This is a genomic window from Paraburkholderia pallida, from assembly GCF_004524855.1.
Taxonomy (GTDB): Bacteria; Pseudomonadota; Gammaproteobacteria; order Burkholderiales; family Burkholderiaceae; genus Paraburkholderia; species Paraburkholderia oxyphila.
In genome coordinates this window covers 2,173,403-2,199,729 of the sequence record NZ_CP038149.1, presented here as the reverse complement: position 1 = coordinate 2,199,729, position 26,327 = coordinate 2,173,403, and the positions used below count along the sequence as shown (strand labels likewise).

23 protein-coding genes are annotated in these 26,327 nt (G+C 66.6%); 7 read left to right on the top strand and 16 right to left on the bottom strand.

Going from position 1 to position 26,327, the window contains the following annotated elements:
• Positions 1–152: 152 nt before the first annotated feature.
• The 5 genes from E1956_RS24965 to E1956_RS24945 all read right to left on the bottom strand — a co-directional run bounded on the left by E1956_RS24965 (position 153) and on the right by E1956_RS24945 (position 4,619).
• Entirely contained in the window at positions 153–482 is a 330-nt protein-coding gene (locus tag E1956_RS24965) for a DUF1493 family protein (protein ID WP_232071605.1), read from the bottom strand.
• A gap of 17 nt (positions 483–499) precedes the next feature.
• Positions 500–952, bottom strand: coding sequence for an STM2901 family protein (locus E1956_RS24960; protein ID WP_134753852.1), 453 nt, complete (start codon positions 950–952; stop codon positions 500–502).
• 213 nt (positions 953–1,165) lie between these two features.
• Positions 1,166–1,372 (bottom strand): YbdD/YjiX family protein, encoded by a 207-nt coding sequence (locus E1956_RS24955; RefSeq protein ID WP_134753850.1) that lies wholly within the window; start codon positions 1,370–1,372, stop codon positions 1,166–1,168.
• A gap of 36 nt (positions 1,373–1,408) precedes the next feature.
• Positions 1,409–3,496 carry a carbon starvation CstA family protein gene (locus E1956_RS24950; RefSeq protein WP_134753847.1) on the bottom strand — a complete coding sequence of 696 codons (2,088 nt, stop codon included), beginning with the start codon at positions 3,494–3,496 and terminating at the stop codon, positions 1,409–1,411.
• Between the two features lie 148 nt (positions 3,497–3,644).
• Complete coding sequence (locus E1956_RS24945) at positions 3,645–4,619, bottom strand: glycerophosphodiester phosphodiesterase family protein (RefSeq protein WP_134753845.1); 975 nt, start codon at positions 4,617–4,619, stop codon at positions 3,645–3,647.
• A gap of 255 nt (positions 4,620–4,874) precedes the next feature.
• Between E1956_RS24945 and E1956_RS24940 the strand changes: the two genes are divergently transcribed.
• A complete protein-coding gene (locus E1956_RS24940; protein WP_134753843.1) occupies positions 4,875–6,440 on the top strand; it encodes a cache domain-containing protein in 1,566 nt (521 codons plus the stop codon).
• Between the two features lie 28 nt (positions 6,441–6,468).
• A complete protein-coding gene (locus E1956_RS24935) occupies positions 6,469–7,119 on the top strand; it encodes a response regulator (protein WP_134753841.1) in 651 nt (216 codons plus the stop codon).
• An 84-nt stretch (positions 7,120–7,203) separates the two neighbouring features.
• Here E1956_RS24935 and E1956_RS24930 read toward each other — a convergent pair whose 3' ends face one another.
• Positions 7,204–7,812: an MlaC/ttg2D family ABC transporter substrate-binding protein gene (locus E1956_RS24930; RefSeq protein WP_134753839.1), complete on the bottom strand. Its 609-nt coding sequence runs from the start codon at positions 7,810–7,812 to the stop codon at positions 7,204–7,206.
• 218 nt (positions 7,813–8,030) lie between these two features.
• Here E1956_RS24930 and hpnN point away from each other — a divergent pair, with 218 nt between their 5' ends.
• The 3 genes from hpnN to E1956_RS24915 all read left to right on the top strand — a co-directional run bounded on the left by hpnN (position 8,031) and on the right by E1956_RS24915 (position 12,056).
• Positions 8,031–10,661 (top strand): hopanoid transporter HpnN, encoded by a 2,631-nt coding sequence (gene hpnN, locus E1956_RS24925; protein WP_134753837.1) that lies wholly within the window; start codon positions 8,031–8,033, stop codon positions 10,659–10,661.
• Entirely contained in the window at positions 10,658–11,785 is a 1,128-nt protein-coding gene (locus tag E1956_RS24920) for an MlaA family lipoprotein (RefSeq protein ID WP_232071603.1), read from the top strand. Before hpnN ends, E1956_RS24920 begins: the two co-directional genes overlap by 4 nt.
• 64 nt (positions 11,786–11,849) lie before the next feature.
• On the top strand, positions 11,850–12,056 hold the full coding sequence (locus tag E1956_RS24915) for a type II toxin-antitoxin system VapB family antitoxin (RefSeq protein WP_134753835.1): 207 nt from the start codon (positions 11,850–11,852) through the stop codon (positions 12,054–12,056).
• A gap of 89 nt (positions 12,057–12,145) precedes the next feature.
• Here the strand turns inward: E1956_RS24915 and E1956_RS24910 are convergent, their stop codons facing one another.
• The 8 genes from E1956_RS24910 to E1956_RS24875 form a co-directional block, all read right to left on the bottom strand.
• Entirely contained in the window at positions 12,146–12,631 is a 486-nt protein-coding gene (locus E1956_RS24910) for an acyl-CoA thioesterase (RefSeq protein WP_134753833.1), read from the bottom strand.
• A gap of 127 nt (positions 12,632–12,758) precedes the next feature.
• Positions 12,759–13,463: a phosphorylase gene (locus E1956_RS24905; RefSeq protein ID WP_232071601.1), complete on the bottom strand. Its 705-nt coding sequence runs from the start codon at positions 13,461–13,463 to the stop codon at positions 12,759–12,761.
• Positions 13,464–13,510: 47 nt separating this feature from the next.
• Positions 13,511–15,553 (bottom strand): squalene--hopene cyclase, encoded by a 2,043-nt coding sequence (shc, locus tag E1956_RS24900; RefSeq protein ID WP_134753830.1) that lies wholly within the window; start codon positions 15,551–15,553, stop codon positions 13,511–13,513.
• Positions 15,554–15,576: 23 nt separating this feature from the next.
• Entirely contained in the window at positions 15,577–16,848 is a 1,272-nt protein-coding gene (gene hpnE / locus E1956_RS24895) for a hydroxysqualene dehydroxylase HpnE (protein WP_134753828.1), read from the bottom strand.
• Positions 16,848–17,699, bottom strand: a complete 852-nt coding sequence (gene hpnD, locus E1956_RS24890; RefSeq protein WP_134753826.1) for a presqualene diphosphate synthase HpnD — start codon at positions 17,697–17,699, stop codon at positions 16,848–16,850. Before hpnD ends, hpnE begins: the two co-directional genes overlap by 1 nt.
• Before the next feature lie 341 nt (positions 17,700–18,040).
• On the bottom strand, positions 18,041–18,991 hold the full coding sequence (locus tag E1956_RS24885) for a GGDEF domain-containing protein (protein WP_167760132.1): 951 nt from the start codon (positions 18,989–18,991) through the stop codon (positions 18,041–18,043).
• A gap of 41 nt (positions 18,992–19,032) precedes the next feature.
• The gene (locus E1956_RS24880) at positions 19,033–19,656 is read right to left on the bottom strand and encodes a chemotaxis protein CheC (protein ID WP_134753824.1); all 624 of its coding nucleotides are present in this window, start codon (positions 19,654–19,656) and stop codon (positions 19,033–19,035) included.
• The gene (locus E1956_RS24875) at positions 19,649–20,017 is read right to left on the bottom strand and encodes a response regulator (protein WP_134753822.1); all 369 of its coding nucleotides are present in this window, start codon (positions 20,015–20,017) and stop codon (positions 19,649–19,651) included. The genes E1956_RS24880 and E1956_RS24875 overlap by 8 nt, the downstream gene beginning before the upstream one ends.
• A gap of 655 nt (positions 20,018–20,672) precedes the next feature.
• Here E1956_RS24875 and E1956_RS24870 point away from each other — a divergent pair.
• Together E1956_RS24870 and E1956_RS24865 are read left to right on the top strand one after the other, a co-directional pair.
• Positions 20,673–23,063, top strand: a complete 2,391-nt coding sequence (locus E1956_RS24870; RefSeq protein WP_134753820.1) for a response regulator — start codon at positions 20,673–20,675, stop codon at positions 23,061–23,063.
• A gap of 133 nt (positions 23,064–23,196) precedes the next feature.
• A complete protein-coding gene (locus E1956_RS24865; RefSeq protein WP_134753818.1) occupies positions 23,197–23,970 on the top strand; it encodes a hypothetical protein in 774 nt (257 codons plus the stop codon).
• A gap of 157 nt (positions 23,971–24,127) precedes the next feature.
• Here E1956_RS24865 and E1956_RS24860 read toward each other — a convergent pair whose 3' ends face one another.
• Positions 24,128–24,682, bottom strand: a complete 555-nt coding sequence (locus E1956_RS24860) for an NADPH-dependent FMN reductase (RefSeq protein ID WP_134753816.1) — start codon at positions 24,680–24,682, stop codon at positions 24,128–24,130.
• 489 nt (positions 24,683–25,171) lie between these two features.
• Complete coding sequence (arsC, locus tag E1956_RS24855; protein WP_134753814.1) at positions 25,172–25,531, bottom strand: arsenate reductase (glutaredoxin); 360 nt, start codon at positions 25,529–25,531, stop codon at positions 25,172–25,174.
• Between the last annotated feature and the right edge of the window lie 796 nt (positions 25,532–26,327).

Below are 26,327 nucleotides of genomic sequence, written 5' to 3'. Positions count from 1 at the left end.
GGCGGAGTTGAGTGCTGCGCCTCGCGTAGAGGTGGTGCCTGCGATTGTGCCTGGTGTCGCAACGAAGCGCCTCGATCGTGCCTCTTCGGTGCTGCCCGATAAGGGCCAGGTGTCACTACCGCGAGGTCATTCGAGTATGCGGGTAGTGCCGTTCAACCAGCCAACTTTTCACTGTCCCACACGCCGAGGTTAATCGCGCGTTCCAACATACCGACCGTCAGCGGTTGTTTATCGTATTTTTTTTGTTGCTTCCTTGAAAACGGCATGGCGAGAATGGCTAGCAGGTTAAAACCTTCCTCCGAAAAATATCGACTGAATTCGTAGTCACCGGGTTTTACTGGAAATCGCTCGAAGAACTTGCCCATGAATTCATCGGCATCGTCTCCAGTCAGATCCAGATCATCCTCCAACCGGTCAGACGCAGTGACCGGCTTCGTCGCACGAACACCTGCTTCTGTTCTGATGAAAGATTCGAGTTCCATCCAGGTCTGAGTCGTCATTAGAAAACCCTGTCTTCTCGTTTGACGAGTCGATTGTAATGCCGAACCGTATTGATACCGATCATGGCCACGTCATGAGAGACGATGACCCATCCCACTACCGGAACGGTGCGGCCCACAAAAGTGCCAACGTTTCTGACCATCATCACCTTGAGCTTTTTGACGCTCGCATTGGTCAGCGTCGGCAAAATTTTGCGTTTGAGATCGTAATTCAATAGCTTGCGCGATACCAGAGACGCGACGGATGTTCCTTTCGTAGCTCCGTTTGGTTTGGCGCGCGTGGATATCCAGTTCTGTCCACAAAGAATGGCCACGACGGCCTCGACATCATCTACCCCGAGCTGCTTGCATGTCTCCTCGACGGCAACATAGAAAAACAATTCCGAAGGGCTGAGATTCTGATGGACGCCAAATTGATACACATTGGCAGATACAGCGTTGTCAGTGCTCATATTTCACCTGATAGATTCAGCTGATAAATATATCGTCAATCAAAATTGATTCGACGACGCGGAACATGAGCAAGGACTCCAGATCAACGTCTTTCCACATTCATCGCCAATCCGCAACCATGAATAAAAAAAGCGCGGCGGCCTTCGCCGTCGCGCTTCGTATCGTAGATGGCCAGGTGGCCAGGTTATCGAACGTCTCCGTTCAACCGCTCATCAGCAGCATTTCCCCGCACCCGATCCATAGCGCGCGTTCTGCCGCTCGCGGAAAAACTCTTCATAGGTCATCGCCGGCCGGTCGGGATGCGTCGCGCGCATGTGCGCGACGTAGCCCTCGTAGTCCGGCAGCCCCACCATCAGGCGCATGGCCTGGCCGAGATAGCGGCCCGCCGTCTGCACGTTGTCGCGAAGTCCCGAGAACATGATGTGCTCCGTCCAGTTCCAGTCCGTGTCGCCGGCTCAATGCACGCGATTCGCCGCGACGGCCGCGCCGCCCGCCGGCATCGCTTCATACGGCGTTTCCTGCACGGTCGGACGGTCGATGCGGCGTGCGCGCGCAATCGCAATCAGCCCGTACACCACGATGCTCACCACCACGAAGATGAAGAGCCCCGAGAGCGCCGCATCCACATAGTCGTTGAAGACCATGCGCTGCATCTGCTCGAGCGACTTCGCGGGCGCGACGATCTTGCCGTCCGCGATGGCCGCCGAAAGCTTCTGCGCGTGCGCGACGAAGCTCACCTTGGGATTGCTGTCGAAAATCTTCTGCCAGCCCGCCGTGAGCGTGCAGATGAGCAGCCACACCGTAGGCGCGGCGGTGACCCACGCGAACTTCTCGCGCTTCATCTTGAAGAGCACGACGGTGGCGAGCATCAGCGCGATGCCGGCGAGCATCTGGTTCGAGATGCCGAACAGCGGCCACAGCGTGTTGATGCCGCCGAGCGGATCGACCACGCCCTGATAGAGGAAGTAGCCCCAGGCGGCCACGCACAGCGCGGTCGCGATCAGGTTTGCGGGCAGCGACTCCGTGCGCTTGAGCGCCGGGTGGAACGTGCCGAGCAGGTCTTGCAGCATGAAGCGGCCCGCACGCGTGCCCGCGTCCACTGCGGTGAGGATGAACAGCGCTTCGAAGAGGATGGCGAAGTGATACCAGAACGCCATCATCGCTTCGCCGCCGATCACCTGGTGCAGGATCTGCGCCATGCCCACGGCCAGCGTGGGCGCGCCGCCCGCGCGCGCGACGATGGTGGTCTCGCCCACGGCCTGCGCAGTATGCGTGAGCATATCCGGCGTGAGCATGAAGCCCCACTGGCCCACCGTGTGCGCCACGGCGTCGGGCGTCGTGCCGAGCACGGCGAGCGGCGCGTTCATCGCGAAGTACACGCCCGGCTCGATCACCGAGGCGGCCACGAGCGCCATGATCGCGACGAACGATTCCATCAGCATCGCGCCATAGCCGATGAAGCGCGCGTTGGTTTCGTTGTCGAGCAGCTTGGGCGTCGTGCCCGACGAGATCAGCGCATGGAAGCCCGAGACCGAGCCGCACGCGATCGTGATGAAGAGGAACGGGAACAGGTTGCCCGACCAGACCGGGCCCGTGCCGTCGATGAACTTCGTGAAGGCCGGCATCTTCAGCTCCGGCGCGACGATCAGGATGCCGATCGCGAGCGCGAGGATCGTGCCGATCTTCAGGAACGTCGAGAGGTAGTCGCGCGGCGCGAGCAGCAGCCAAACCGGCAGCACCGAGGCCACGAAGCCATAGCCGATCAGGATCCACGTGAGTTGCGTGCCCGTGAACGTGAACATGGCGGCGAGCGTGGGCGAATCGTGCACGTGCTGGCCGAACGCGATGGATGCCATCAGCAACACGAAGCCGATGATCGAGATCTCGCCGATCTTGCCCGGGCGGATGTAGCGCACATAGAGGCCCATGAAGATCGCGATGGGAATCGTCGCGGCCACGGTGAACGTGCCCCACGGCGAATTCGTGAGCGCCTTCACCACGATCAGCGCGAGCACCGCGAGGATGATGATCATGATGAGGAAGGTGCCGAACAGGGCGATCACGCCGGGGACCGGTCCGAGCTCCATCTTCACGAGGTCGCCGAGCGAGCGGCCATCGCGGCGCGTGGAGAGGAACAGCACCACGAAGTCCTGCACCGCGCCCGCGAACACCACGCCCGCGAGTATCCACAGCATGCCGGGCATGTAGCCCATCTGCGCGGCCAGCACGGGGCCCACCAGCGGGCCCGCGCCCGCGATCGCCGCGAAATGGTGGCCGAACAGCACGTACTTGTTGGTGGGCACGTAGTCGAGCCCGTCGTTGTGGCGCACGGCCGGCGTCATGCGCAAGCCGTCCAGCTGCAGGACCGTGCTCGCGATGAAGCGGCTATAGAAGCGGTACGCGATCAGGTAGACGCACACGGCGCAAATCACGATCCACAGTGCGCTGATGCGCTCGCCGTGCGCGAGCGCGATGGTGCCGAACGCGAACGCGCCTAGCAGCGCGACTAGCGTCCAGACGATAAGGCTGGATGTCCGACTCATGCCGTCTCCTGTTCCGGTTTTATGGTTTTACTTCGAGTGGGCCGTCGATGCCCACCGCATGGCCGTGTAGTATTCGCCTTCGCACCGCCTGCCACAAGCGCACAACTACGTAAGCGACCTACGTATAACTACGCAGGTCGTTGCGTCCTCAAGGGCAGGTGTAGCCGCGCCGCAAGGCCTCGCGCAGCGGCACCATCTGCTTTGGAGAATCGGCCAGCACCGCGTCCACTCCCGCGCAGGCCGCCGCCCTGTAGTCGGCTTCGGTGTTCACGGCGATCGCCACGATGCGCACGTCCGGATTCGTGCGGAAGCACTGGACCGCCGGCGCCGTCCAGAGCTGTGCATCGGCGACGGTCGAACGCGCCTCGCCCAGCGTGAACTGCTCGACGAGATCGACCTGGCGACGCCATTCGAAGCCGGTCCACGCCTGTGCGGGCGGCGGCGCCTCGCAGCGATGCGCGAGCGCGACCTCGGCCAGACGCCCGCGCGTTGCATCGCGCGACTCGAACTGGCGCGCGCGCGGCCAGGCGGAAAAGGCCTGCTGGTAGCTCGCATCGGTCGAATAGAGCAGCACACGCTCCCACGCGCCGGCCTGGTCCAGCACGCGCGCCACGGCGGCCGCCTGCGGCTGCGCGGGCAAGGCCTTCATGTCGAGGATGACGGGGACGTCAGCCGGAATCGCGTCAAGCGCCTCAGCGAGCGTGGGAATACCGACCGGCGCGCTGCGGTAGGGATAGACGGCCTGGCCGGAGGCGTCCTGCGTCTTGAACTGCCAGCCCGCGTTGACGCGCGCGAGCTCCGCGGCCGTCTTCGAGGCGACCGTGCCGCGCGCGTCGGTGAGCGAGGAGAGATCGGCGGGACGGTAGAGGACCGGCACGGCGTCGCTGCTCAACTGCACGGTGAGCCAGATGGCGTCGGCGCGATGGGCAAGCGCCGCGCGGATGGCGACCAGCGTGTTCTCGGGCGCGTCGCCCGTGCCGCCGCGATGGGCGATCACTTGCGGCACGGCCAGGTCCGTCTGCGTGATCGTGCGGGCCTCGGATTCGCCGCCGCAGGCGTTGAGCAGCAGCGCGGCGCCGGCGGCGGCGAGCAGGGCTTGGAGCGTTGTTGTTTGTCGAGTCATGGTGCGTTGGAGTCGTGGCCGCCCGATAGATGAAGAAGAAGAACCCGCCCGGCATCGAACGATGCCGGCGACGGAAGCACGAGTGGCGCTGCCCCCGTTCGGCACGGCGAGAGAGGTCAAGCAGCCACGCCGCCCGCCATCATCGCCCGCCCGGTAATCTCGATAAATGTGGGTGCGCGCCGCACCTCGCGAGGCATGCGCGCCGCCTCCAGGTATCTCCGGGTATGCTTGCAGGCTCAGCACCCGAACACCGCCATGCCCGCCCCATTTTTCTTCAACGATCGCCTGAAGACCAAGATCTTCCTGCTCGCGGTGGTGCCATTTCTCGCGGCCATTGCGAGCATCGGGATCGGCGTGCGGCAGCAGGCGACCGCGCTCGCGCGCACGCAACATGCCACGATGCAGGCAGCGTATCTGTCGAGCAAGGAAGTCGAGCTGCGCCACTACGTCGAGCTCGCGACGAGCGCGATCGCGCCGCTGTATGCGCCCGAAGCCGGCGATAGAGCCGCCCAGGACGCCAACTCCACCCATCCCGCCTCCGCGGCCAGCGCCACTGCGCTGCCCGTGCCCGCCGACCTCGCCGCCCGCCAGCGCGCCGCGCTCGCCGTGCTGCAAAAGCTGGACTTCGGCCCGGACGGCTACTTCTTCGTCTACGACATGCACGGCCGCTCGCTCATGCATCCGCGCGAGCCGAGCCTCGTCGGCCAGGATCTCTGGAACCTGCGCGACGCGCAAGGCGCGCTCACGATTCAGCAGCTCGTGAACGCGGCCTCGCACGGCGGCGGCTTCGTGCGCTACATGTGGCATCGGCCATCGACGGGCAAGCTCGCGCCGAAGCTCGGCTACGTGGTCGCGCTGCCGCGCTGGGGCTGGATGGTCGGCACCGGCATCTATCTCGACGACGTCGACTCCGCGCTCGCGCATATCGACGAGCGCGCCTCAGCCAATATCGAGCGCACGCTGCAGTGGCTCGGCATCATCGCCCTCGCGGGCGTGGGCGTGTTCGCGCTCGGCGCGCTCGTGCTCAACGTGAGCGAGTACCGCAGCACCGACGCGAAGCTCAAGCGCCTCGCGCAGCAAGTGGTGCAATCGCAGGAGCAGGAGCGCGCGCGCCTGTCGCGCGAGCTGCACGACGGCATCAGCCAGATGCTCGTTTCCGCGAAGCTGCTGCTCGAGTCGGCGCTCGCGCGCTTCGAGCGCGGCGAGGCGCGCGTCCCCGCGGCGGAAGCCTCGTTGTCCACGGGTCTCGCTCGGCTCTCGGACACGTTGCGCGAAGTGCGCCGCATCTCGCACGCGCTGCGCCCCGCGATGCTCGACGACCTCGGCCTTGCCGCCGCGCTCGAGCAACTGACGCGCGAGCTGGCCGAGGAGTCGGAGATGGAGATCGGCTTCACGCAGTCGGGCGCCCGTTCCGGTGACGCCGGAGCGCACGCGAACATGGGCGCGACGCCCTTGCCCGATGCCGTGAACACGGTGCTGTTCCGCATCGCCCAGGAAGCGCTCACCAACATCGTGAAGCACGCCGGCGCACGCCGCGCCGCGCTCACGCTCGAGATCGCGCAAAACAGCGTGACGCTCAGCATCGCCGACAATGGCCGCGGCTTCGACGTGGCCCATGCGCAGGCCGATCCGCGCGCGGGCATGGGCCTGCGCAACATGCGCGAGCGGCTCGAGCCGCTCGGCGGGCGGCTCACGCTGAGCTCGAAGCCGGGCCACACCGTGGTCGCCGCCTGGGTGCCGATACGGCCCGCCAGCCTGGCAAACGCTGCGACACACACGACAGCGAACACCGCAGGCGCGGCATCGCGCGAGACGCCCTGAACCACGCTACAAGAGAAGACAAGACGCCATGAACGAACCAGGCAAACCGGCGCGCCTCATGCTCATCGACGATCATCCGCTCGTGCGCGACGGTCTGCGCGCGCGCCTCGAAGCCGTGCCGGGCCTCGAAGTCGCGGGCGAGGCGGGCAACGCCGATGAAGCCATCGGGCTCGCCGCCGCGCTCGAGCCCGATCTCGCGCTGATGGACGTGGGCATGGCCGGCATGAACGGCATCGCGCTCGCGGGCATCTTTCACGAGCGCTTCCCGGCCATCCGTGTGCTGATGCTCTCGATGCACGACAACGTCGAGTACGTGACGCAAGCCGTGCGCGCAGGCGCGAGCGGCTACGTGCTGAAGGACTCGCCGGCCACCGAGATCGTGCGCGCGATCGAGGCCGTGCTGGCGGGGCAGACGTACTTTAGCGCGGGACTGGGCGCGCGCATGCTGCAGGCATCGCTCAAGGAGACGCCCATCGAGCGCCTCACGCCGCGCGAGCTGGACATCCTCGATGCCCTCGCCGAGGGCCTGTCGAGCAAGCAGATCGCACAACGCGCGGGGCTTTCGGTGCGCACGGTCGAGACGCACCGGCTCAATCTCAAGCGCAAGCTCGATATCGAAGGTCAGGCGGAGTTGATCAAGTTCGCGGTGGAGAACCGCAGGAAGCGCGCGGGCGCCTGAAATGCAAACGGCGCGCCTCTTGCGGAGGACGCGCCGTCTGTCACGAGCAAAGTAGCGCGGCGACGGCCGCGCGAGCGCGACGCTTTAGCTGCGCGCGTTATGCTCGATGAGGTACTTGATGAGCCCGTCGATGCCGCCCTTGGCGATCTGGTCGGCGAACTGGGTCTGATAGACCTGAATGAGCCATGCGCCCATCATGTTGATGTCGTAGATCTTCCAGCCGTTGGCGGTGCGCGCGAGGCGATAATCGATGGCATCGTCGCCGCCGTTGCTGATCACGTGCGATTGCACGACGGTGTCTTTCGCGCCCGCGCCCGTGTTGGACGGCAAGAACTTGAAGGTGACCTGGGCGTCGCGCAGCTGCGAAAGCGACGACGCGTAGGTCTTCACGAGCAGGAGCTGAAATTGCTCATACAACTTCTGTTGCTGCTCCGGCGTGGCCGTGGCCCAGGCCTTGCCGATCGCGATGCGCGTGGTGCGCTGGAAGTCGGTGGCCGGCACGAAATGGGTCTCGACCAGGCCGGTGATCTTGTTCATGTCGCCGCCACGCGCCTGCGGGTCGGCCTGCATCGCTTTCACGGTGCCTTCCACCGCGCTCTTGACGATGGCGTCCGGCGAGGACTGCGCGAGGGCGGCGCCAGAAACGCCCGACAGGAAAGCGGCGGCGAGGAATGCGGTCAGATAACGTTTCATACGCGTTCTTGGAACAGTGAATAACGGGCGCCGGCACGGCGGTCCGAAAAAAGCTTCGATCGGTGGCCTCACCCGAGACCCGATCCCGCCCCGACCGGCCCAGTATAACGGCTTTGGCGCATATGCTCGTGTGCGCGAGGCGCGCCGCAATGTGCGAGGCCGGTATACTTGAGCGCTTCACATCAAGAACAGTCAATTAACAAGGCCTCCTCGCCTTTATGCTGAAGCCATTCATCATTCACCTCGTCGCCTGGTCGGTACGCCGCGCGGCGTGGGTCATCGCATTCGCGCTCGTTCTCGCCGCGTTGAGCGGCGTGTACGTCGTGAAGCATTTCAAGATCAACACCGACGTGAGCGGCCTCGTCGAAAACAAGGGCGAATGGGCCGCGCTCGGCGACGCCAAGGACAAGGCGTTTCCGAACGGCAGCTCGTCGCTGCTCGTGGTGGTCGAGGCGCAGGCGCCCGAGCTCGCCGACGCCGCCGCCGACAAGCTCGCCGAAGCCCTCAAGCGGGATACGCGCGAATTCAGCGCCGTTTCGCAGCCCGCGGGCGGGCCGTTCTTCGAGCACAACGGGCTGCTGTTCCCGTCCACCCAGACGGTGCTCTCCACCACGGGCCAGCTCGTGCAGGCGCGCCCGCTCGTGAACCAGCTCGCGAAGGATCCTAGCCTAGCAGGCCTCGCCGGCACGCTCACGACCACGCTGCAGCTGCCGCTCACGATCGGCCAGGTGAAGCTGCCGCAAATGGCCTCGCTGCTCGGCAACGCCGCCGACGTGGTCGACCAGGTGCTCGCCGGCAAGCCGGCCGCGTTCTCGTGGCGCGCGCTCGTCGACAAGGATGCCGCCGCGAAGCCCGCCTTCGCGTTCGTGACGGTTCAGCCGGTGCTGAACTTCGCGGCGCTCAAAGCCGGGGCAAGCGCCTCGCAGGCGATCCGCGACACGGCCGCTTCACTGCATCTGGACAGCGAATTCGGCGCGCGCGTGCGCCTGACCGGCGAGCAGCCGCTCGCCGACGAGGAGTTCGCCTCGGTGCAGGACGGCGCCGCGCTCAACGGCGCCATCACGGCCATCGTCGTGCTCGTGATCCTCTGGCTCGCGCTGCGCTCGGGCCGCCTGATCGCCGCCGTGCTCATCACGCTCGTGATTGGCCTCGTCATCACCGCCGCGCTCGGCCTCATGATGATCGGCTCGCTGAACATGCTGTCAGTCGCATTCATGGTGCTGTTCGTCGGGCTCGGCGTGGACTTCGGGGTGCAGTTCGGCGTGAAGTACCGCGAGGAGCGCTTCGAGGACGACCGCCTCGACGCCGCGCTCCTGAAGACCGCGCGCACCATCGGCGTGCCGCTCACGCTGGCCGCCATCGCCGTCGCCGAAAGTTTCTTTTCGTTCCTGCCCACCGCCTACAAGGGCCTCTCCGAGCTCGGCCAGATCGCCGGCGTGGGGATGTTCGTCGCGTACTTCGCGGACATGACGGTGCTGCCCGCGCTCATCCGCGTGTTCAAGCCCAAGGGCGAGCGCGCCTCGCCCGGCTTCGCATTCCTCGCGCCCGTGGACAAGTGGCTCGCCGAACATCGCAAGCCGGTGCTGATCAGCACGCTCATCGTGGTGCTGGGCGCGACGCCGCTGCTGCTGCATCTGCGCTTCGACTTCAATCCGCTGCACCTGAAGGATCCGCATACCGAGTCGATGGCGACGCTCATCGCGCTCAAGAACTCGCCGGTCATCTCGATCAACGACGTGAGCGTGCTTGCGCCCAACCTCGCCGAAGCCGACAAGATCGCCGAGAAGCTCGCCAAACTGCCCGAAGTGGGCCGCGCCACCACGCTCAGCGCGCTGATCCCGGACGACCAGCAGCAAAAGCTCATGCTGATCGCGAGCGCCGCGCAGCAATTGCTGCCCGCGCTCACGCAGCAACCGTCCGCGCCCGTCACCGACGCCGTGCGCGTGGACATCCTCAAGCGCGCGGCCAACCAGCTCGCGCTCGCGGCAGGCGATCACCCGGGGCCGGGCGCCGCCGAGGCGAAACACCTCTCCGACAGCCTCATGAAGCTCGCCAACGCGAACGCCGCCATGCGCGATCGCGCCGAAGCGGCCTTCAGCCAGCCGCTCAGGCTCGCCTTCGCCCAGCTCGCGCGGCTGCTGCAGCCCTCGCCGATTACGCGCGAGAACCTGCCGCGCGCCATGGTGGACGACTGGGTCTCGCCCATCACGGGCCAGGCGATCGTGGATATCGCGCCGCGCGTGCCGGCGGGCGTCGATCCCAACGACGACGTGATGCTCGCGCGCTTCGCGCACGCGGTGAAAAAGGCCGAGCCGAACGCGATCGGCGGCCCGATCTCGATCCTGCATTCGGCCAACGTGATCATCCTCGCGTTCTTCCAGGCGGCGGGCTGGTCGGTGCTGCTCATCACGGCACTGCTGTGGATCACGCTGCGCCATTTCGGCGACGTGCTGCGCACGCTGATTCCGCTGCTGGTATCGGCGCTCGTGACGCTCGAGTTGTGCGTTGTGTTCGGTATCCAGCTCAATTTCGCCAACATCATCGCGCTTCCCCTGATGCTGGGCGTGGGCGTGGCGTTCAAAATCTATTTCGTGATGGCCTGGCGCGCGGGGCAGACCGGCCTCCTGCATTCGAGCCTCACGCATGCGGTGCTGTTCTCGGCCGCCACCACGGCCACGGCGTTCGGCAGCCTGTGGCTTTCGCATCATCCGGGCACCTCGAGCATGGGCAAGCTGCTCGCACTGTCCTTGTTCTGTACACTGATCGGCGCGGTGGTCTTCCAGCCTGTGCTGATGGGCAAGCCGCGCGCAAAACGCGCACGATCGCAAATCCAGGGGATCGATCAATGATTAAAAAACAAGCCGCGCTGACCATGGCGGCGGCGAGCCTGGCGCTCCTCGTGACGTCGGGCTGCGCCACGGGACCCGAGCGCAAGCCGGGCGACCCATTCGAGCCCGCGAATCGCGCGATCTTCAAGTTCAACGACAAACTCGATACCTACATCGCGCAGCCGATCGCGAAGGGCTACCAGAAGGTCACGCCGCAGCCGCTGCGCCAGGCGATCACGAACTTCTTCTCGAACCTCGGCGACGTCAGCAACTTCGCCAACAACCTGCTGCAGTTGAAGATCACCGACGCCACCGAAGACCTCATGCGTCTCGCGATGAACTCGACCTTCGGTCTGGGCGGCCTGATCGACTTCGCCACGCTCGCCGGGCTACCGAAGCACCATCAGGACTTCGGCCTGACGATGGGCCACTACGGCGTGCCGGCCGGCCCCTACCTCGTGCTGCCGCTGTTCGGGCCGAGCGACGTTCGCGACGGCATCGGCATGGGCGTGGACGTGAAGTTCAACGTCATCAACTACATCGAGCCCGCGGTGCGCAACCCGCTGTATCTCGCGCAGTTCGTGAGCGCGCGCGCTGACCTGCTCGGCGCCACCGACCTCCTCAAGCAGGCGGCGCTCGACCCATATTCGTTCGTGCGCGACGCGTACCGCCAGCAGCGCGAATCGCTGATTCGCGGCTCGCAGAACAACAATGCGCCGCCGCCGAATTACGAAGAACCGGGCGCCGACGAGGGCACGTCGGGCGGGGCGGGGGCGGCTGGGGCGGCTGGGGCGGCTGGGGCTGCGGGAGCGGCCGGCAAGTCGAACAGCGGATTGCCGAATTACGAGGATCCGGGTGAGTCGGGCGGTGCGGGCGCACCCGGTGGATCGGGTGGATCTGGCGGGTCCGGTGGCTCGAACAACGGGCTGCCGAACTACGAAGATCCGGGTGAAGCGTCGGGTGCGGCTGGCGGTGCTGCCGGTGCAACGGCGGCGAGCGGTGCTGCAGCGGCCGCGCAACCGGCTTCCGCTGCGGCTGCCGCGCAATCGGCTTCGGCGCCCGTAGCGGCTTCGGCCACGGCGCCCGCGGCCGCTTCGGCACCAGGCGCGGCGGCGGCGCCTGCGCAGCCTGCATCGGCGCCCTGATACGCGCGTCACGTTGGCGCCGCCAGTGAGCGGGCGGCGCCGGCATCAAGTTGGGAGCCTTGCCTTGAAGACGACCGTCACTATCGACGATGCGTTGTATGAGCAAGCGCTTGAGTTCGCCGAGCCCGGCATGGATAAAGCTGAACTGATCCACACGGCTCTCCGGACTTTCGTTCGGGTTCAGGCGGCAAAGCGCCTGGCCGCGCTCGGAGGAACGGTGCGCGATATGCCCGAGATTCCGCGACACCGCAGCGAGACGAACACCGGTTGAGCATCGCGACATTCAAGACGCAGCAACAAAAAACCCGGCAGGCCACAAGCCTGCCGGGTTTTTCTTTTCAAGGCGCAGTGCCATTCAACTCAATGCACTGCTTCCTCGTCGTGCTCCGCCTCGCGCTCGGCTTCGTTCGCCGCCGCCATCGCCGTGGCGTCAGCCGCCGACTGCACCGTCTGGCGATAGCGCTCGTATGCCTCATCGGCGTAACGGATCTGCTCACGCCCGTGCGGCGCCGGCTTGCCATCCGCACCGAGGTTCACGAACACCATCTTTTCGATCGTCAGGATGCTCTTGCGCGTGACCTTGTTGCGCACTTCGCAGCGCAGCGTGATCGACGTGCGGCCAAAGTGCGTCGCCTTCATGCCCAGCTCGATGATGTCGCCCTGACGCGCCGAGCTCACGAAGTTCACCTCCGAGATCAGCTTGGTCACGACGCGCTGGTTATCGAGCTGGCAAATCGCGTAAATGGCCGCTTCTTCGTCGATCCAGCGCAGCAGGCTGCCGCCGAACAGCGTGCCGTTGGGATTGAGGTCTTCGGGCTTGACCCACTTGCGGGTATGAAAATTCATGGCTGGTAACTCCTGCACATGCTCTGCCCCCAGATCCCAAACACAGACCTAGGGTTAACACTTAGTATGTTACCAGATATAGGGTTTTCCCCAGCTATTGCAATAGCCGCTCCGACAAACTGCCGGATCATCCAGGGAAAAAAGCGCCAGATGCAGTGAGCACGCGCCGCGCGGCCGTCAGCGCCTTGCGCGCCGCGCCCGCGTCGGCGGCCACGCGCAGCAGGCCGCCCAGTTGCAGCGGGTCGCGCGCGAGTTCGCGCAGGATCGGCAGGACGGCGGTAGAGCCGTCATCGCGCAGGCCCGCCATTGCCGCCTTCGGCAGGCTGCGCCAGGCCGGATCCACCACCGCGCGGCAGACCACGAACGGCAGGCCGCGTGCAGCGGCTGCAGCAGCCGCCAGATGCGACTCCATGTCGACGGCCAGCGCGCCGCCGCTCGACTGGTGCAGCGCCGCCTTGTCCGCCGCGCCGGTGAGCGGCGCAGCCACGGCGGCTTCCACGCCGCGCCGCGTCCGCGCGGCCAGCGGCGAGTCGAGCAAGGCCGTGGCCATGCGCTCGCTCCAGGCCGCATCGCAGGCGACGCGGCCAAACGGGCCGTCCACGGCACTGGCGATGATGAGCGTGCCCGGCTCGAGGTCCGGCCCGAGGCCGCCCGCCGTGCCGAAGCTGATCACGCCCGAGGCGCCGCGATCGAGCGCGGCCGCGAGCGCGCGTTCGAGCAGGTCGGCGCGCGCGGCGTAGACCGCCTCGATGCCGTCGGCGCCCTTGCCCGCCGCGATGCTCGCCTCGAAGGCCATGCCGGTCACGGCGATCACGGGCAGCGTGCCATTCATGGCGCGTGGGCGTGCAGCGGCGGGGGTGGCAGAGGCAACCGCCATCGTCACAGACCGACGCGGACGTGCGTAATGCCGTCGCGCTTGAGGTTGCGGTAGCGCGCGAGCGCCCACAGCGGGAAGAACTTGCGATAGCCGTGGTAGCGCAGATAGAACACGCGCGGGAAGCCCGTGGCCGTGAAGCGCGTTTCGTCCCAGAGCCCATGCTCGCGCTGCGTGGCCTGTAGCCAGGCGACGCCGCGCGCCACCGCCGGATGGTTCACCTCGCCCGCCGCCATCAGGCCGAGCAGCGCCCACGCCGTCTGCGACGCCGTGCTCGCTGCGCGCTCGTAGCCGCGGTACTCGAGCTTGTAGCTGGTGCCGTCCTCGCCCCAGCCGCCATCGTCGTTCTGGATGGCGATGAGCCACTGCGCCGCGCGCTTCATGCGCGAATCCGCGTGCTCGAGGCCCGCCGCGTTCAGCGCGCTGAGCGCCGTCCACGTGCCGTAGATGTAGTTCATGCCCCAGCGGCCGTACCAGCTGCCATCCGCTTCCTGCTCGGCGAGGATGTAGTTGTAGGCACGCCGCGCCGGCTCGCTCGCCACCGGCAGCTCGTCGAGCTGCGCGAGCATCGAGAGGCAGCGGCCCGAGACGTCGGCCGTCGGCGGATCGAGCAGTGCGCCGTGATCGGAGAACGGGATGCTGTTCAGGTACTCGTGCGTGTTCTCGGGCTCGAACGCGCCCCAGCCGCCGTTGCTGCTCTGCATGCCGACCACCCATTCGCGTGCGCGCGCAATGGGCTCGTCGTAGTCGCTGGTGTTGTCGATCTGGTCGACGCGGCGCATCGCCGCCACGACCACAGCCGTATCGTCGACGTCGGGGTAGTGCGGATTCGCGTACTGGAATGCCCAGCCGCCCGAACGCACGTCGGGACGGCGCGAGATCCAGTCGCCGCGCACGTCGAGAATCTGCAGCGGGCGCAGCCAGTCGAGGCCGCGCCGCGCCGCTTCGTGTGCGCGCGCATCGCCCGTTTCGATCAGCGCGTGCGCGGCGAGCGAGGTGTCCCACACCGGCGAGAGGCACGGCTGGACGTACGCTTCCTCGGCGTGGACCGTCACGAGCTTTTCCAGCGACTGGCGCGCGATCGCGCGATGCGGATGATCGGCGGGGTAGCCGAGCACCTCGTACATCATCACGGCGTTGGCCATGGCCGGGAAAATGGCGCCGAGGCCGTCTTCGCCGTTCAGGCGTTCGTCGACGAACGCCACCGCCGCGTCGATCGCGCGCTGGCGCAGATACGCCGGGAACAACGGATCGGTGATGCGCAGCACGCCGTCCACGGCGCGGAAGAAGCCGAACCAGCCCTTGCTCTGGTGCGGCGAGCGCTCGTTCAGACCCACGGTGACGGGCGCGCCGCGGAACAGCTCGTCGATGCGCACGCCGCGCGGGTTCTTCGCCACCGGGCGCCTGGCGCCCAGCACCAGCAGCGGCACGATCACGGTGCGCGCCCAGTACGAGACCTTCGAGAGATGGAACGGGAACCACTTGGGCAGCAGCATGATCTCGACCGGCATCATGGGCGCCGCGTACCAGCTGACCACGCCGTACAGCGCGAGCAGGATGCGCGTGAACACGTTGGCCTTTTCAGCGCCGCCCGCCGCGAGGATCGCCTCGCGCGCACGCACCATGTGCTCGGCATCTTCGGCATCGCCGATCATCTTGAGTGCGAAGTAAGCCTTGATGCTCGCGCTCACGTCCATCGCGCCGTCGGTGAAGAGCGGCCAGCCGCCGCCGGGCAGCTGGATGCGGCGCAGGTAGCGCGCGATCTTCCCCTCGAGCTCGAGGTTCGCCTCCTCGCCCAGGTAGTGGACGAGCAGCACGTATTCGGCGGGGATCGTGGCGTCGGCTTCGAGCTCGTAGACCCAGTGGCCATCGGCGCGCTGGTCGGCGAGGATCGCGTCGGTCGCGCGCATGACGGCGGCATCGAGCGCGTCGCTCACGTCGGCGGGCGCCGCGGCGCGCAAAAGCGCGCTCGCGTTGTCGAGCGTCGGCGCCGCGCCGAGCGCGTTCGCGAGGTCGTCGGCCGGCATGGCCTCTGAAAGATCGTTCATCGGTACATCCTGATTTTTAAGACTTAAAGCAGATCCGCGGCCTTGCGGCCCGAGCGGATTGCCCCTTCGATCGTCGCAGGCAGGCCGGTGGCGGTCCAATCGCCTGCGAGCGTCAAGTTGGTCCAGCGGGTGCGCGCCGCCGGGCGGCGCAGCTCTTCTTGCGGTACGGCCGCGAAGGTCGCGCACGCTTCGCGCGCGATCTGCCATGCGGGCAGCGGCTCGGGCGGCAGCGACGCCGCGCCCGCCACGTCGGCCCAGACGCGCCGCGCAAGCGCCTCGGATGCGCCCGTATCGAGCGCATCGAACGCATTGAACATGCGGACGGCGGCGGCGTCGTGGATCGTCGCCGAAATGCGGCCGGCGCCCGCGAACAGCCAATCGGCCGTGCCGCCCACCAGCGCCATCGGCGTGGTCAGTCCCGGCGGCGGCGCCACGGCGAAGTGCACCGTGACGACGGCCGTGTGGCGCTGCGGCGTCTGCAGCGCCGGCACGAGCGTGGCGGCGGCGGCGGCCGGCACCGCCAGCACGACGGCTTCATCGGCGCCCAATGCGACGCGGCCACTCTCGAAATCGAGTGCGACGGCGCGGGCCGCCGCATCGTCGTACACGATCTCGTTCAGGCGCGAATCGAGCCGGATTGCCGCGCCGCCGTGCTGGAGCATGCGCAGCGCCGGATCGACGAACGCGCTCGACAGGCCGTTGCGCGCCACCAGCGGCCGGAACGCCTCGCCGCCCGCGGACAGCACGTCGCGCAGCAGCGTGGCGGCCAGCTCCGCGCTGGCCTCGCGCGGCTCGACGTTGAGCGCCGCGAGAAAGAGCGGGCGCAGCAGGCGCTCCCAGAGCAGGCCGTCGCAGCGCATGGTCTGCGCCATCGTGCGGCCGGGCTTGGCGAACAGGAGCGGCAGCAGCGCGAGATAGTCCGACACCTTCGTGCCCGGCACACGCGCGTTGGCGTCGCCGATCCAGAACGGCACGCGCGAGCGCGAAAAGCGCACGGTCCAGCGCGAGCGCGCCGCGAGGTCCATGAACGCGAAGGCCGGCTCGGCCGGTCCCGCGAGCTCGTCGGCGGCGCCGATCGTGCGCACGTAATCGAGCGTGGCTTCATGGCCCGCCAGCACGAGATGATTGCCGCTGTCGAGCGTGGCCGCGAGCGTGCGGTCATAGTACGAACGGCACCGCCCACCTGCCTGCGAGGCTGCCTCGTGCAGCGCGACCTGGACCCCGCGCCGCTGCAGCCGGATGGCCGCCGCGAGGCCCGCAAGCCCCGCGCCGATCACGTGGACGAGCCGGGGCATCAGAAGATCGCGTAGCGCGCGACGATCCACATGAGCCGCGCGCGCGGCTTGACGACCTTGGTGCGCGGCAGGTCGAAGCCGCGCTCGACGGTGCGCTCGAGCAGCACGCGGTACACGCCCGACATGATGCGCGGCGCCTTGACCTGCGCGCGCGGCGTGCGGTCCATGATGGCGTCGGCTTCGGCGAAGTGGCCGAGCGCGCGCTTCACGAGCGTCGCGCAGACGCGCGGCAGCGACGGATCGGCGGCGATGTCGTGCGGATCCGACGCCGCGATGCCCTCGCGCGCGAGCAACTCGCGCGGCAGGTAGCAGCGCTTGATGTCCGCGTCCTCGTCGATGTCGCGCAGGATGTTCGTGAGCTGCAGCGCGCGCCCGAGGTGATGCGAGAGCAGGCGGCCGGGCTCCTCGTCCATCCCGAAAATCCTCACCGACAGGCGGCCCGCCGCGCTCGCGACGCGGTCGCAGTAGAGGTCGAGCGTGGCCTCGTCGGGTGCACAGATGTCCTCGGCGGCGTCCATGGCCATGCCGTCGATCATCGCGTGAAAGTCCTCGCGCGCGAGCCCGAACGTATGGATGTGGCGCGTGAGCGCCGCGAGCGAGGCGCGCGGCGTGCCGGCATAGCACGCGTCGATGTCGGCGCGCCATTGCTCGAGCCCCGCCGCACGCTCGGCGCGCGGCAGGTCGCTGTCCGCGATGTCGTCGACAGCGCGGCAAAAGGCGTAGACCTGATACATGGCGTCGCGCTGCGCAGCAGGCAGGATCCGCATCGCCAGATAAAACGAGCTGCCCGACGAAGCGGCGGCGGCGTCGGTTTGATGTGTATCGTCCACGACGAGGTTGGAAACGGCCAAGACGCTTCTCCGCTGGGGTCGCCCTCGACGGGGCTTTTCAGATATTCGGGCCCGCATGCCGCGGGTCGCCCGCGCGCGCGGACACGCGCGAGGCACCGGACCTGCCGGAACACCGTTCAGGGTCCGAGGCCGGAAACGGGCAAAAGTATAGCAACCTTTGCCGGCCGCCGCAGTCGCGGCCCAGTCAGCGGCGGCGGGGGACAGAGCGGGAAAAGGCGAGGGTCTGGACCCGGCGCTGGCGCCGCGCGAGGAGAAGCGCAATCACACGGGTGATCGCATGATGCAAATTGCATCAAACCACATGAAATTGCGGTGATTTTCGACTATCTACGACCAAAAAATCAGGAAAGCTCGTGAACCAGCGCGACGCAGCGGTTGCGCCCCTGGCGCTTGGCCCGGTAGAGCGCCGCATCGGCTTCGCTGATCATGACCTCATAATCGGGTGCGCCGGGCCGCGCGGCGGCGGCGCCCACGCTCGCCGTCACGGGCACGACCACGCCCTGCACCTCCACGGGCGCGTCGCCGATCGTGTGACGGATCTTCTCGGCCACGTGCAGCGCGTCGTCGAGCGTCGTGCACGGCAACAGCAGCGCAAACTCCTCGCCACCGAAGCGCCCGAACACGTCCTGCTTGCGCACCACCTGCGCCACGCGCTGCGCCATCGCGCGCAGCACCGTGTCGCCGGCGACGTGGCCGAATTCGTCGTTGATCTTCTTGAAGTGGTCCAGATCGAAGAGCAGCACCGACATCTCGCCGCCATAGCGCTGCCAGCGCGCGAATTCGTCGGCGAGCCGCCCTTCGAAAAAGCGCCGGTTCGCAATGCCCGTGAGGCCGTCGCGGTCGGCGTATTCGCGCAGCCGCGCCACGGCGTCCTCGCGCTCGCGCTGCATGACGCTCACATGCGTGACATCGGAGACGGTCACGCACACGGCGATCACCTCGCGCTCGCGCATGAGCGGCATGAATGTGCAGTCCTGCTGCATGTAGTCCACGCCGCCCGTGATGGGACGATCGTGGTCGAAGCGGAACAGGTAGGGCCGCTGCTCCCACGAGCTGAACGCGAAGCTGCCGAGTTGGAACACGCTCTCGACCTTGCGCGTGAGCCAGGCGCGCGGCAGGTCGGGAAAGCGCTCGAAGACCGGGCGGCCGATCACGTCGGCGGCCGCCACGCCGCTGTGGTCCTGCATGAAGCGGTTCCACATCAGCACGTTCATGTCGCGGTCGAGCACGAAGATGCCAAAGCCCACGCGCTCCACGACGAGGTCCGAGAGCGAGAGCGGCATGGCGGGCATGGCGGGCGTCGACGGCGGCGGGGCCGGCAGGTCACGGGTATTCATAGGCTGTGCAGCAACGCGTCGATGGCGCGGCTCACGTGATGGATCGATTCCTCGGCCATCAGCATGACCAGATGGGCACGAAAGCGCTGGTCCTCCAGCGCGAAGTTGACTTCCACGAGGAGCGCGAGATCCCAGGCGAGCATGCCGGGCTGGAACACCTCGTCGAGCATGATGGCTGCGCCCAGCAGCCCCGGCTGCGAGAACACCGGCATGCGCCCGAGCTGATCGAGCATCGACGAGACGCACGCGCCCGAGAGCACGTTGGCCACGTCGAAGATCAGCTCCTGCTCCGTGAGCGCGTCGCGCGTGGCGTGCGCATACGGACCGCCGATCAGCGCGCCCAGCTCGTCGATCTCGCCGCTGCGGCAGATCACGAGCGCCTCGCCCTTGATCTCGGAGCGAAAGCCCTGGCGCACCGCCGTGACCGGACCGTCGATGCCGGTCATCTCGCGCAGCGCCAGCGCCGCCTCGCTCACGGCGACCACGCGCACCCGCGGCACCGAGAGTTCGATGAAGGCGTTGAGGAGCCCCGACAGCCGCGTCGCGGCCTGGCCCATGCCGAGATTGGCGATCTCCTGGAGCGCGTCGCGCTGCAATTCCGTGAACACTCGATCAGGCATACAACCCGTACTCCTTGAGGATGGGTAGCAGCGCCTCCTGCGTAACCGGCTTGGGCACGAACGCCATCGCGCCGAGCGCGAGCGCGCGCTCCTGGGCGCGCGGCTGGACGTCGGCGGAAACAACGATCACGAACGTGTTCAGATCCTCGTGCTGCATGGCTTCGAGCACCTGAAAGCCCGTCATGTCAGGCATCGTGAGGTCGAGAAACATGACCGGTGCACGCCCGGCGCGATACAACGCCAGCGCTTCTTGTCCGTTCGACGCGTAGGAGATCTCGACATCCCAGCCCTCGGGCAGCGCCTTCGTGAGCACCTTGCGGGCAAGCAGCGAGTCGTCGGCGATCACGATGGGCAAGGACATGGCTATGCAGATTGAATGTGCGTGGGACGGAATGCGTTAAGGCGTATTAACGGCTGCGAACGCGAGTTCTTTAGCGTGCGTGCGCATTTTTATGCGTATTGCATGGAACCGTCGGCTGACTGATTGAATCGATGGCACGGCTCGACGCGCGCCCGACCGATGCGAAGCGGCTGCTTTTTTAGGCCGCTATCTTTGCCTTACAGATTGAGGACACCCCGAAAAACACGGCCTTTTGTGCGCCAGACAACGGCCATTTTTGCGCATGTTAATTATCGTGGCAGCGATTTTCGAAGCAAATTGAACTAAATGCAACTCGTCGATAATCGTTCGACGAACAAAAACGACTTGTTTTTGTCGATTTCAAGAAATAAACAATCTATCCCCCAATTAAAGGCCGGCGATTATGCCTTCGTGTACGTTTGCGCTACTCGGAACGTCGCGCAATCGCAGGAACACCGCGAGAAATCGTTCTACCTGCCCGCCGTAGCGCGCACTTTTACCCGCTTTGCGGCGGCGCACGATGGCCGCCTGCGTGGCCGGCGCGTCTATCGCCCGCGCGGATCGAATGCGCATCAAAAGCTCGAACGGCCCGAAGCGCGAGCCCGGTCGTTTATCATGTCGAAGGTCCGCCGCCGTCTTCAGCCTTATCCCTACGATGAATCCCGACCGGCCCGCAGGGCCCGACGATCGCACGCTGCCGCCGCCGCGCGCCGACGAGGTGCCGTTTCCGGCGGCGCCCAGCCACGACTTCACGGTGCGCCGCCGCACGCTGATCGCGCTGCTGCTGGCCGCGATCGTGCTGCCCTGCCTCTATGTCGCCACGATGGCGTGGAACGACTTGCGCACGCGCGAGGCCGACGCCACCGACGCCACGCTGCGCACCGTGCGCGTGGCGGAAGAGCACGCGCTCAAGGTGTTCGACATGAACGATGCGCTTGATGCGCGCATCGTCGATGGCGTGGAGGATCTCGACGACGACGGCATCCGCGTGAACGAGGCGCAGATCCACGAGAAACTCGACGCGATCGGCGGCGGCTATCCGCAGGTGGCAGCCGTCTCGATCTTCGGCCGCGACGGCGAACTGCTCGCGAGCAGCCGCTATTCGCCGCCGCCGCGCGTGTCGATCGCCACGCGCGACGACTTCGTGGGCATCCGCGACGGCCGCATGCTCGACCACGTCTCGCGCGTCATGCAAGGGCAGGTGAGCGGCGAAACGGTCTTCAACACCGGCATCGCGCGCCACGACGCCGAGGGCCAGTTCGCCGGGCTGGTCTCGGTCGCGCTGCGACCTGGCTACTTCGACAAGTTCTACAGCGAGCTGCTGGGCGACGACTCGCCGATGGCGCTCGGCCTCGTGCGCAGCGACGGCGCGATACTCGCGTTCGAGCCGCCGCCGGGTGCACGCGCGCCTCGCGCGACGCTCGCGCAGGCTTCGGCGAGCGCCGCATCCAATGGCGCCAGCTCTCCCATCGGGGCGAGCACGACGGCGTCGAGTAGCGCCGGCGCATCTGGCGCCTCCACCCCGGCCGCCATCACGGCGGACTCGCCGCTCGCCGCCGCGCTCGCGCTGGGCAAGGAAGCGGGCGTCGTGCGCATGCATTCACGGCTGCTCGGTGACAACGCGATCGTCGCCTTCCGGCGCGTGGGCGCGTATCCGGTTTACGTCGCCTGCCTCTATCGCACCTCGGCGATCTGGTCCGCGTGGTACCGGCACCTGAGCGTGCTGATCATCTCGATGTTCACGCCGTCGATCGCGCTGTGGTGCGTGATCTGGCTTTCGCTGCGCCGCCTCGCCGCCGAGGAGGAAGCCTGGGAGCGCTGGCAGGCCGAAGCCGCGATGCGCCGCTCGATCGAATCGGCCTACCGGCAGTCGCGCAAGATGGAGGCGCTCGGCAATCTCGTCGGCAGCGTCGCACACGACTTCAACAATCTGCTGATGATCGTCTCGGCCAACGTGCAGATCGCGCGACGGCGCGGCGTGACGGGCTTCGAGCGCGAAATCTCCGCCGTCGAGCGCGCGCTGAAGAGCGGACAGTCGCTCACGCGCCAGCTGCTCGGCGTCGCACGCAAGCAGCCGCTGCGCAACGAGACGATTCCCGTCGGCCGCTGGCTGCCCGCGTCGCGCGAGCTGCTGCGCGCCTCGCTCGGCGCGAAGGTCGCGCTCGTCATGGACGTCGACGAAACCGTGTGGCCCGTGCGGGTGGATGTCGCCGAATTCGAGCTCGCGCTCATCAATCTCGCCGTCAATGCGCGCGACGCCATGCCCAACGGTGGACGCTTCACCGTGCGGGCGCGCAATATCTCGTTCCGGCCGGGCGAAGGCTTCCCGCTCGATGGCGAATTCGTGCACGTCGCGCTGGAGGACACGGGCGTCGGCATGCCGCCCGACGTGCTCGCGCGCGCCTTCGAGCCGCTCTACACGACCAAGCCGAAGGGCATGGGCACGGGGCTCGGGCTGCCGCAGGTCTTCGCGTTCTGCGAGCGCTCGGGCGGGCTTGCCGCGATCGACAGCGCGATTGGCGCCGGCACTTCGGTGCATCTCTATCTGCCGCGCGCGAGCGCCGCGCCGGCCGCGCAGCGCGAGACCGAGCCGCGCGAGCACAGCACGAATCCGCCGCAAGGGCTGAGCGTGCTGCTCGTCGAGGACAACGACGAAGTCGCGGCGGGCACCGAAGCGCTGCTGCAGATGATGGGCCATCACGTCACCTGCGCGAACGACGCGGCGAGCGCGCTGGCGTTCGTGGACGCGGCCCGCGCCGCGCGCGCGAGCGACGACGATGCGCCGCACTTCGACCTCGTGCTCTCGGACATCCACATGCCGGGCACGATGAACGGCATTGATCTCGCCGAAGCGCTGCAGGCGCGTGAGCCCGGCTTGCCGGTGATCCTCGTCACGGGTTACGCGGAAGAGCTGGAGCGCACGCGCGGCGTGGACGTGCGCGTGCTCTCGAAGCCGTTCGACATCGCCCTGCTGGAGAAAATGCTGGAGGCGATCCAGCACGACCGCCAGGGGCGCGCGCGGCGGGAACGGGACGCGACGCTGTAGGTCGAAATGGCACGCGGGCACCCGGCGGGTGTGCACCGTGCGCTCGGCGAGTTACGCATGAGCGAGCTTCGCGGCACGCGGATTGCGGTATCCGTCTGCGGGATGTGGGAACGGCTATGAGGAGGAACGAGCCATGAAACAGACCGTGACCGGTCTCTTCGAGACCTACGACAAGGCGCGGCATGCGCAGGAAGCGCTGCTGCAATGCGGCTTCCCTGCCAGCGACATCGAATTGCCGGTACACGAGTCAGGTGTGCTGGCCGGCATCGAGCGGATCGTCGCGAGCTTCTTCGCTACGACGGGCGACGCACGCGCGAATACAGGCGCGCCGCCCAAACCCGAAGCACCGGCGGGCAATGTGCTGATCGGCGTGCGCGTCGCCGACGAAGCGCGCGTGGACCTCGCGTGCAATACGCTGCGCGGCGAGCACGCACTCGAAGTCGCGGTACGCGGCGGCAACTGGACATGGGCCGCGACGGACGCCGCCGATCCCGTTGCACGCGAGCATTCGGCACTCGATGAACTCGGCCTCGCCAATCTGGCTGACGCCATGCGCCGGCGCGTGGCACAACCGGCGCAGGACGAAGCGAACGAGGTTCGGCCTGGCGCCACCGGTGAGTCTGCGCGCTCATCAACCGAGGCCACGGCCCAGTCGGCGCGGCCGGTGAACGAGGCCGAGGCCACCGTGCTCGCATCGGCCAGTGCGCCGGGCGCGGGTGCTGTGATGGGCAGGGCAGCCGGCGCGCACGTCGACGTACCCGCCGCGCCGCAGGCGACGCAACCCGCGGGTGCTGCCGCGCCGCGCATTCCAGACGAATTCATCGAGTACGAAGAAGACTCGCACGACCACCGTGCATCGGATGCGCCGGATCGGCCCGTGACCGGGCAGCGTCCGACGCTGCATTAAAGAAGCTGCCGCCTGCGCGCGCCACATTGCGTGCGCAGCGCGTGTCGCGGCGCACTCAGTGTGAGCGCCGCGACACGATCCACTCCCTGCCACTCCCTGCCACTCCCCGCTACTCTCTGACGCGGACCCACCGGCTCGGCCGCGCCGCGGCCGTTGCCTAGCGACCCAACTGGCGCTTGATCCAATCGGCATAACGGTCGACGAACGCCTGCAGGAACTTACGCGTATCGTCGTTCACAATCTCGCCTTTTTCGTTGATTCGCGTGGCATCGTGCTTGATGAACATCTCGGGCTGGCCGAGCGTCGGCACGTCGAGATAGGCGAGCACGTTGCGCAGGTGCGCCTGCGCAAGCGCCGTGCCGATGGCCCCCGGCGACGTGCCAAGCACGGCACCCGGCTTGCCGCTCCACGAGTTCTTGCCCCACGGGCGCGAGCCCCAGTCGATCGCATTCTTCAGCACGCCGGGGATCGAGCGGTTGTACTCGGGGGTCACGAAGAGCAACGCATCGGCGGCCTCGATCTTCTGCTTGAATTGACGCGCGACCTCGGGGTAGTCGGCGTCGTAGTCCTGGCTGTACAGCGGCAACACGCCGATGTCGAGAAACTCGAACGAAAAATCGGCCGGCGCCAGCGACGCCACAGCATGCGCGAGTTGGCGGTTGAACGAAGCCTTGCGCAGACTGCCGACCACGACCGCAACTTGATAGGCCATCTCAGTGTCCTCCCCGGTTTGCCCCGGTAGCGCGCACGAAGCGCAGTGAAAGAGACCCCATCATAGGCGTGGGAGAAATTGGCGGTACGTCAGATGGTCGGAAAGGCGGAAGGGCGGAAGGGCCGCGCGTACGATACGCATGGCAACTGTGGATAAGCGAGGCTAGTGGGAGATTTATCCACAGATTTTGTTCACAACCTTGTGGACAAATTGGCGCGAAGCCCGATGGCGCCGGGCGATTCTCGGGATCGCGACAGGCGTCGACGCGCAGCGTGGTGTGCCGCCCTGTGGCGGAACTCGCGTGACGACGCTTGTCGCGCGATCGTGCGGCAAGCGTCGTTGCGCGGAGATTGACCGTCTCGCGAGCGGCCAACCCGGCGGGTTGTCGTGAACGAGCGTGAGTGCAAGTGCGAAACCTGCACACGAAACGACCGCCCGGCAGGATCTGCCCGAAGAAGGCCACGCGCAGATCTGGCGATCCCGCTTAAGTCAATCGAACAGCGCGGCAACGTTTTCCGGCGGACGGCCGATCACGGCACGTCCGTTACGCACGACAATCGGACGCTGCAGCAGAATCGGGTGGCGCGCGATTGCTTCGTAGAGCTGATCATCTGTGACGCCATCGGCATCGAGTGCAAGCTCCGCGTACTCGGATTCGTTGGTGCGCATCATGTCGCGCAGCGGACCGCCCAACTGGGCGTGCAGAGCCTTCAACTGGTCGACCGTGAGCGGAATCTTCAGGTACTCGACGACCTCGACCGGTTCATTGGTCGTGTTGTACGTGGTCGAGACCAACTCGCAAGTGGCGCGGGACTTCGAGCAGCGGGCGTTGTGATAGATCGTAATCATGGGTTCAAGGCGAGAATGTCTGGGGGATAGATTGCATCGGGAACAGCGGTGCCCGTCTGGTCACTCGGCACGGACACCGGTGCGGTGGATTCAAGGGCACTCCAAGCTTGTCGAATACGCGACCAGGTTGAACAGGCTTCGTGCGGGCTGTTACTGGGACGAATTTTACCGGCCAGGCTGGAGAGGGCAGAAGTAGCTCGTGAATCCAACCTCGGGCTGGTTGTGATGAATAGTGGGAGCAGCTGGGACTTAGCGGTGCCGGCGTAGGCAGCCCTTAAGGATGAAATGGCCCGAACCGGTCGCTTGATCATTGAGGCATCGCGTGACCGCTACCAAACATCTGCTGGTAGCTTTATGCGCATAAAGTTGGGGACACTTATAGCGCATGGGCTCGGCTTCGGATGGCTGTTGAAGTTCGGTGCCTGGGTGCTGCTCTTTCAAATCGACGCGACTTCACGTTCGTCCCCTCGGGCTTTATGCGCATAAAGCGGTGCTCACAGGAGAGGGCACGTGGCGCCGCACGTGCCTACTAAATGTCGTGAGTGACTCCAACTCCCAGCCCGTCATCCGTCGTCACAACCATTATGCGCATAAACCTGTCGGCCGGTCCTGCGCTACACGGCCGACCATGCAACTTCCAGGCGCTCACCAAGGACGCCCTCCGTTGCCGGAATCCTCCAGATGTCTCGCGTCCCCCGACCTTTATGCGCATAAACCTTGGCCGAATGGCCAATCCTTCATGCCGTGCGATGAAAATCATACAACTGCCGTTGAATCGCAACTTAATCCAGGTAAA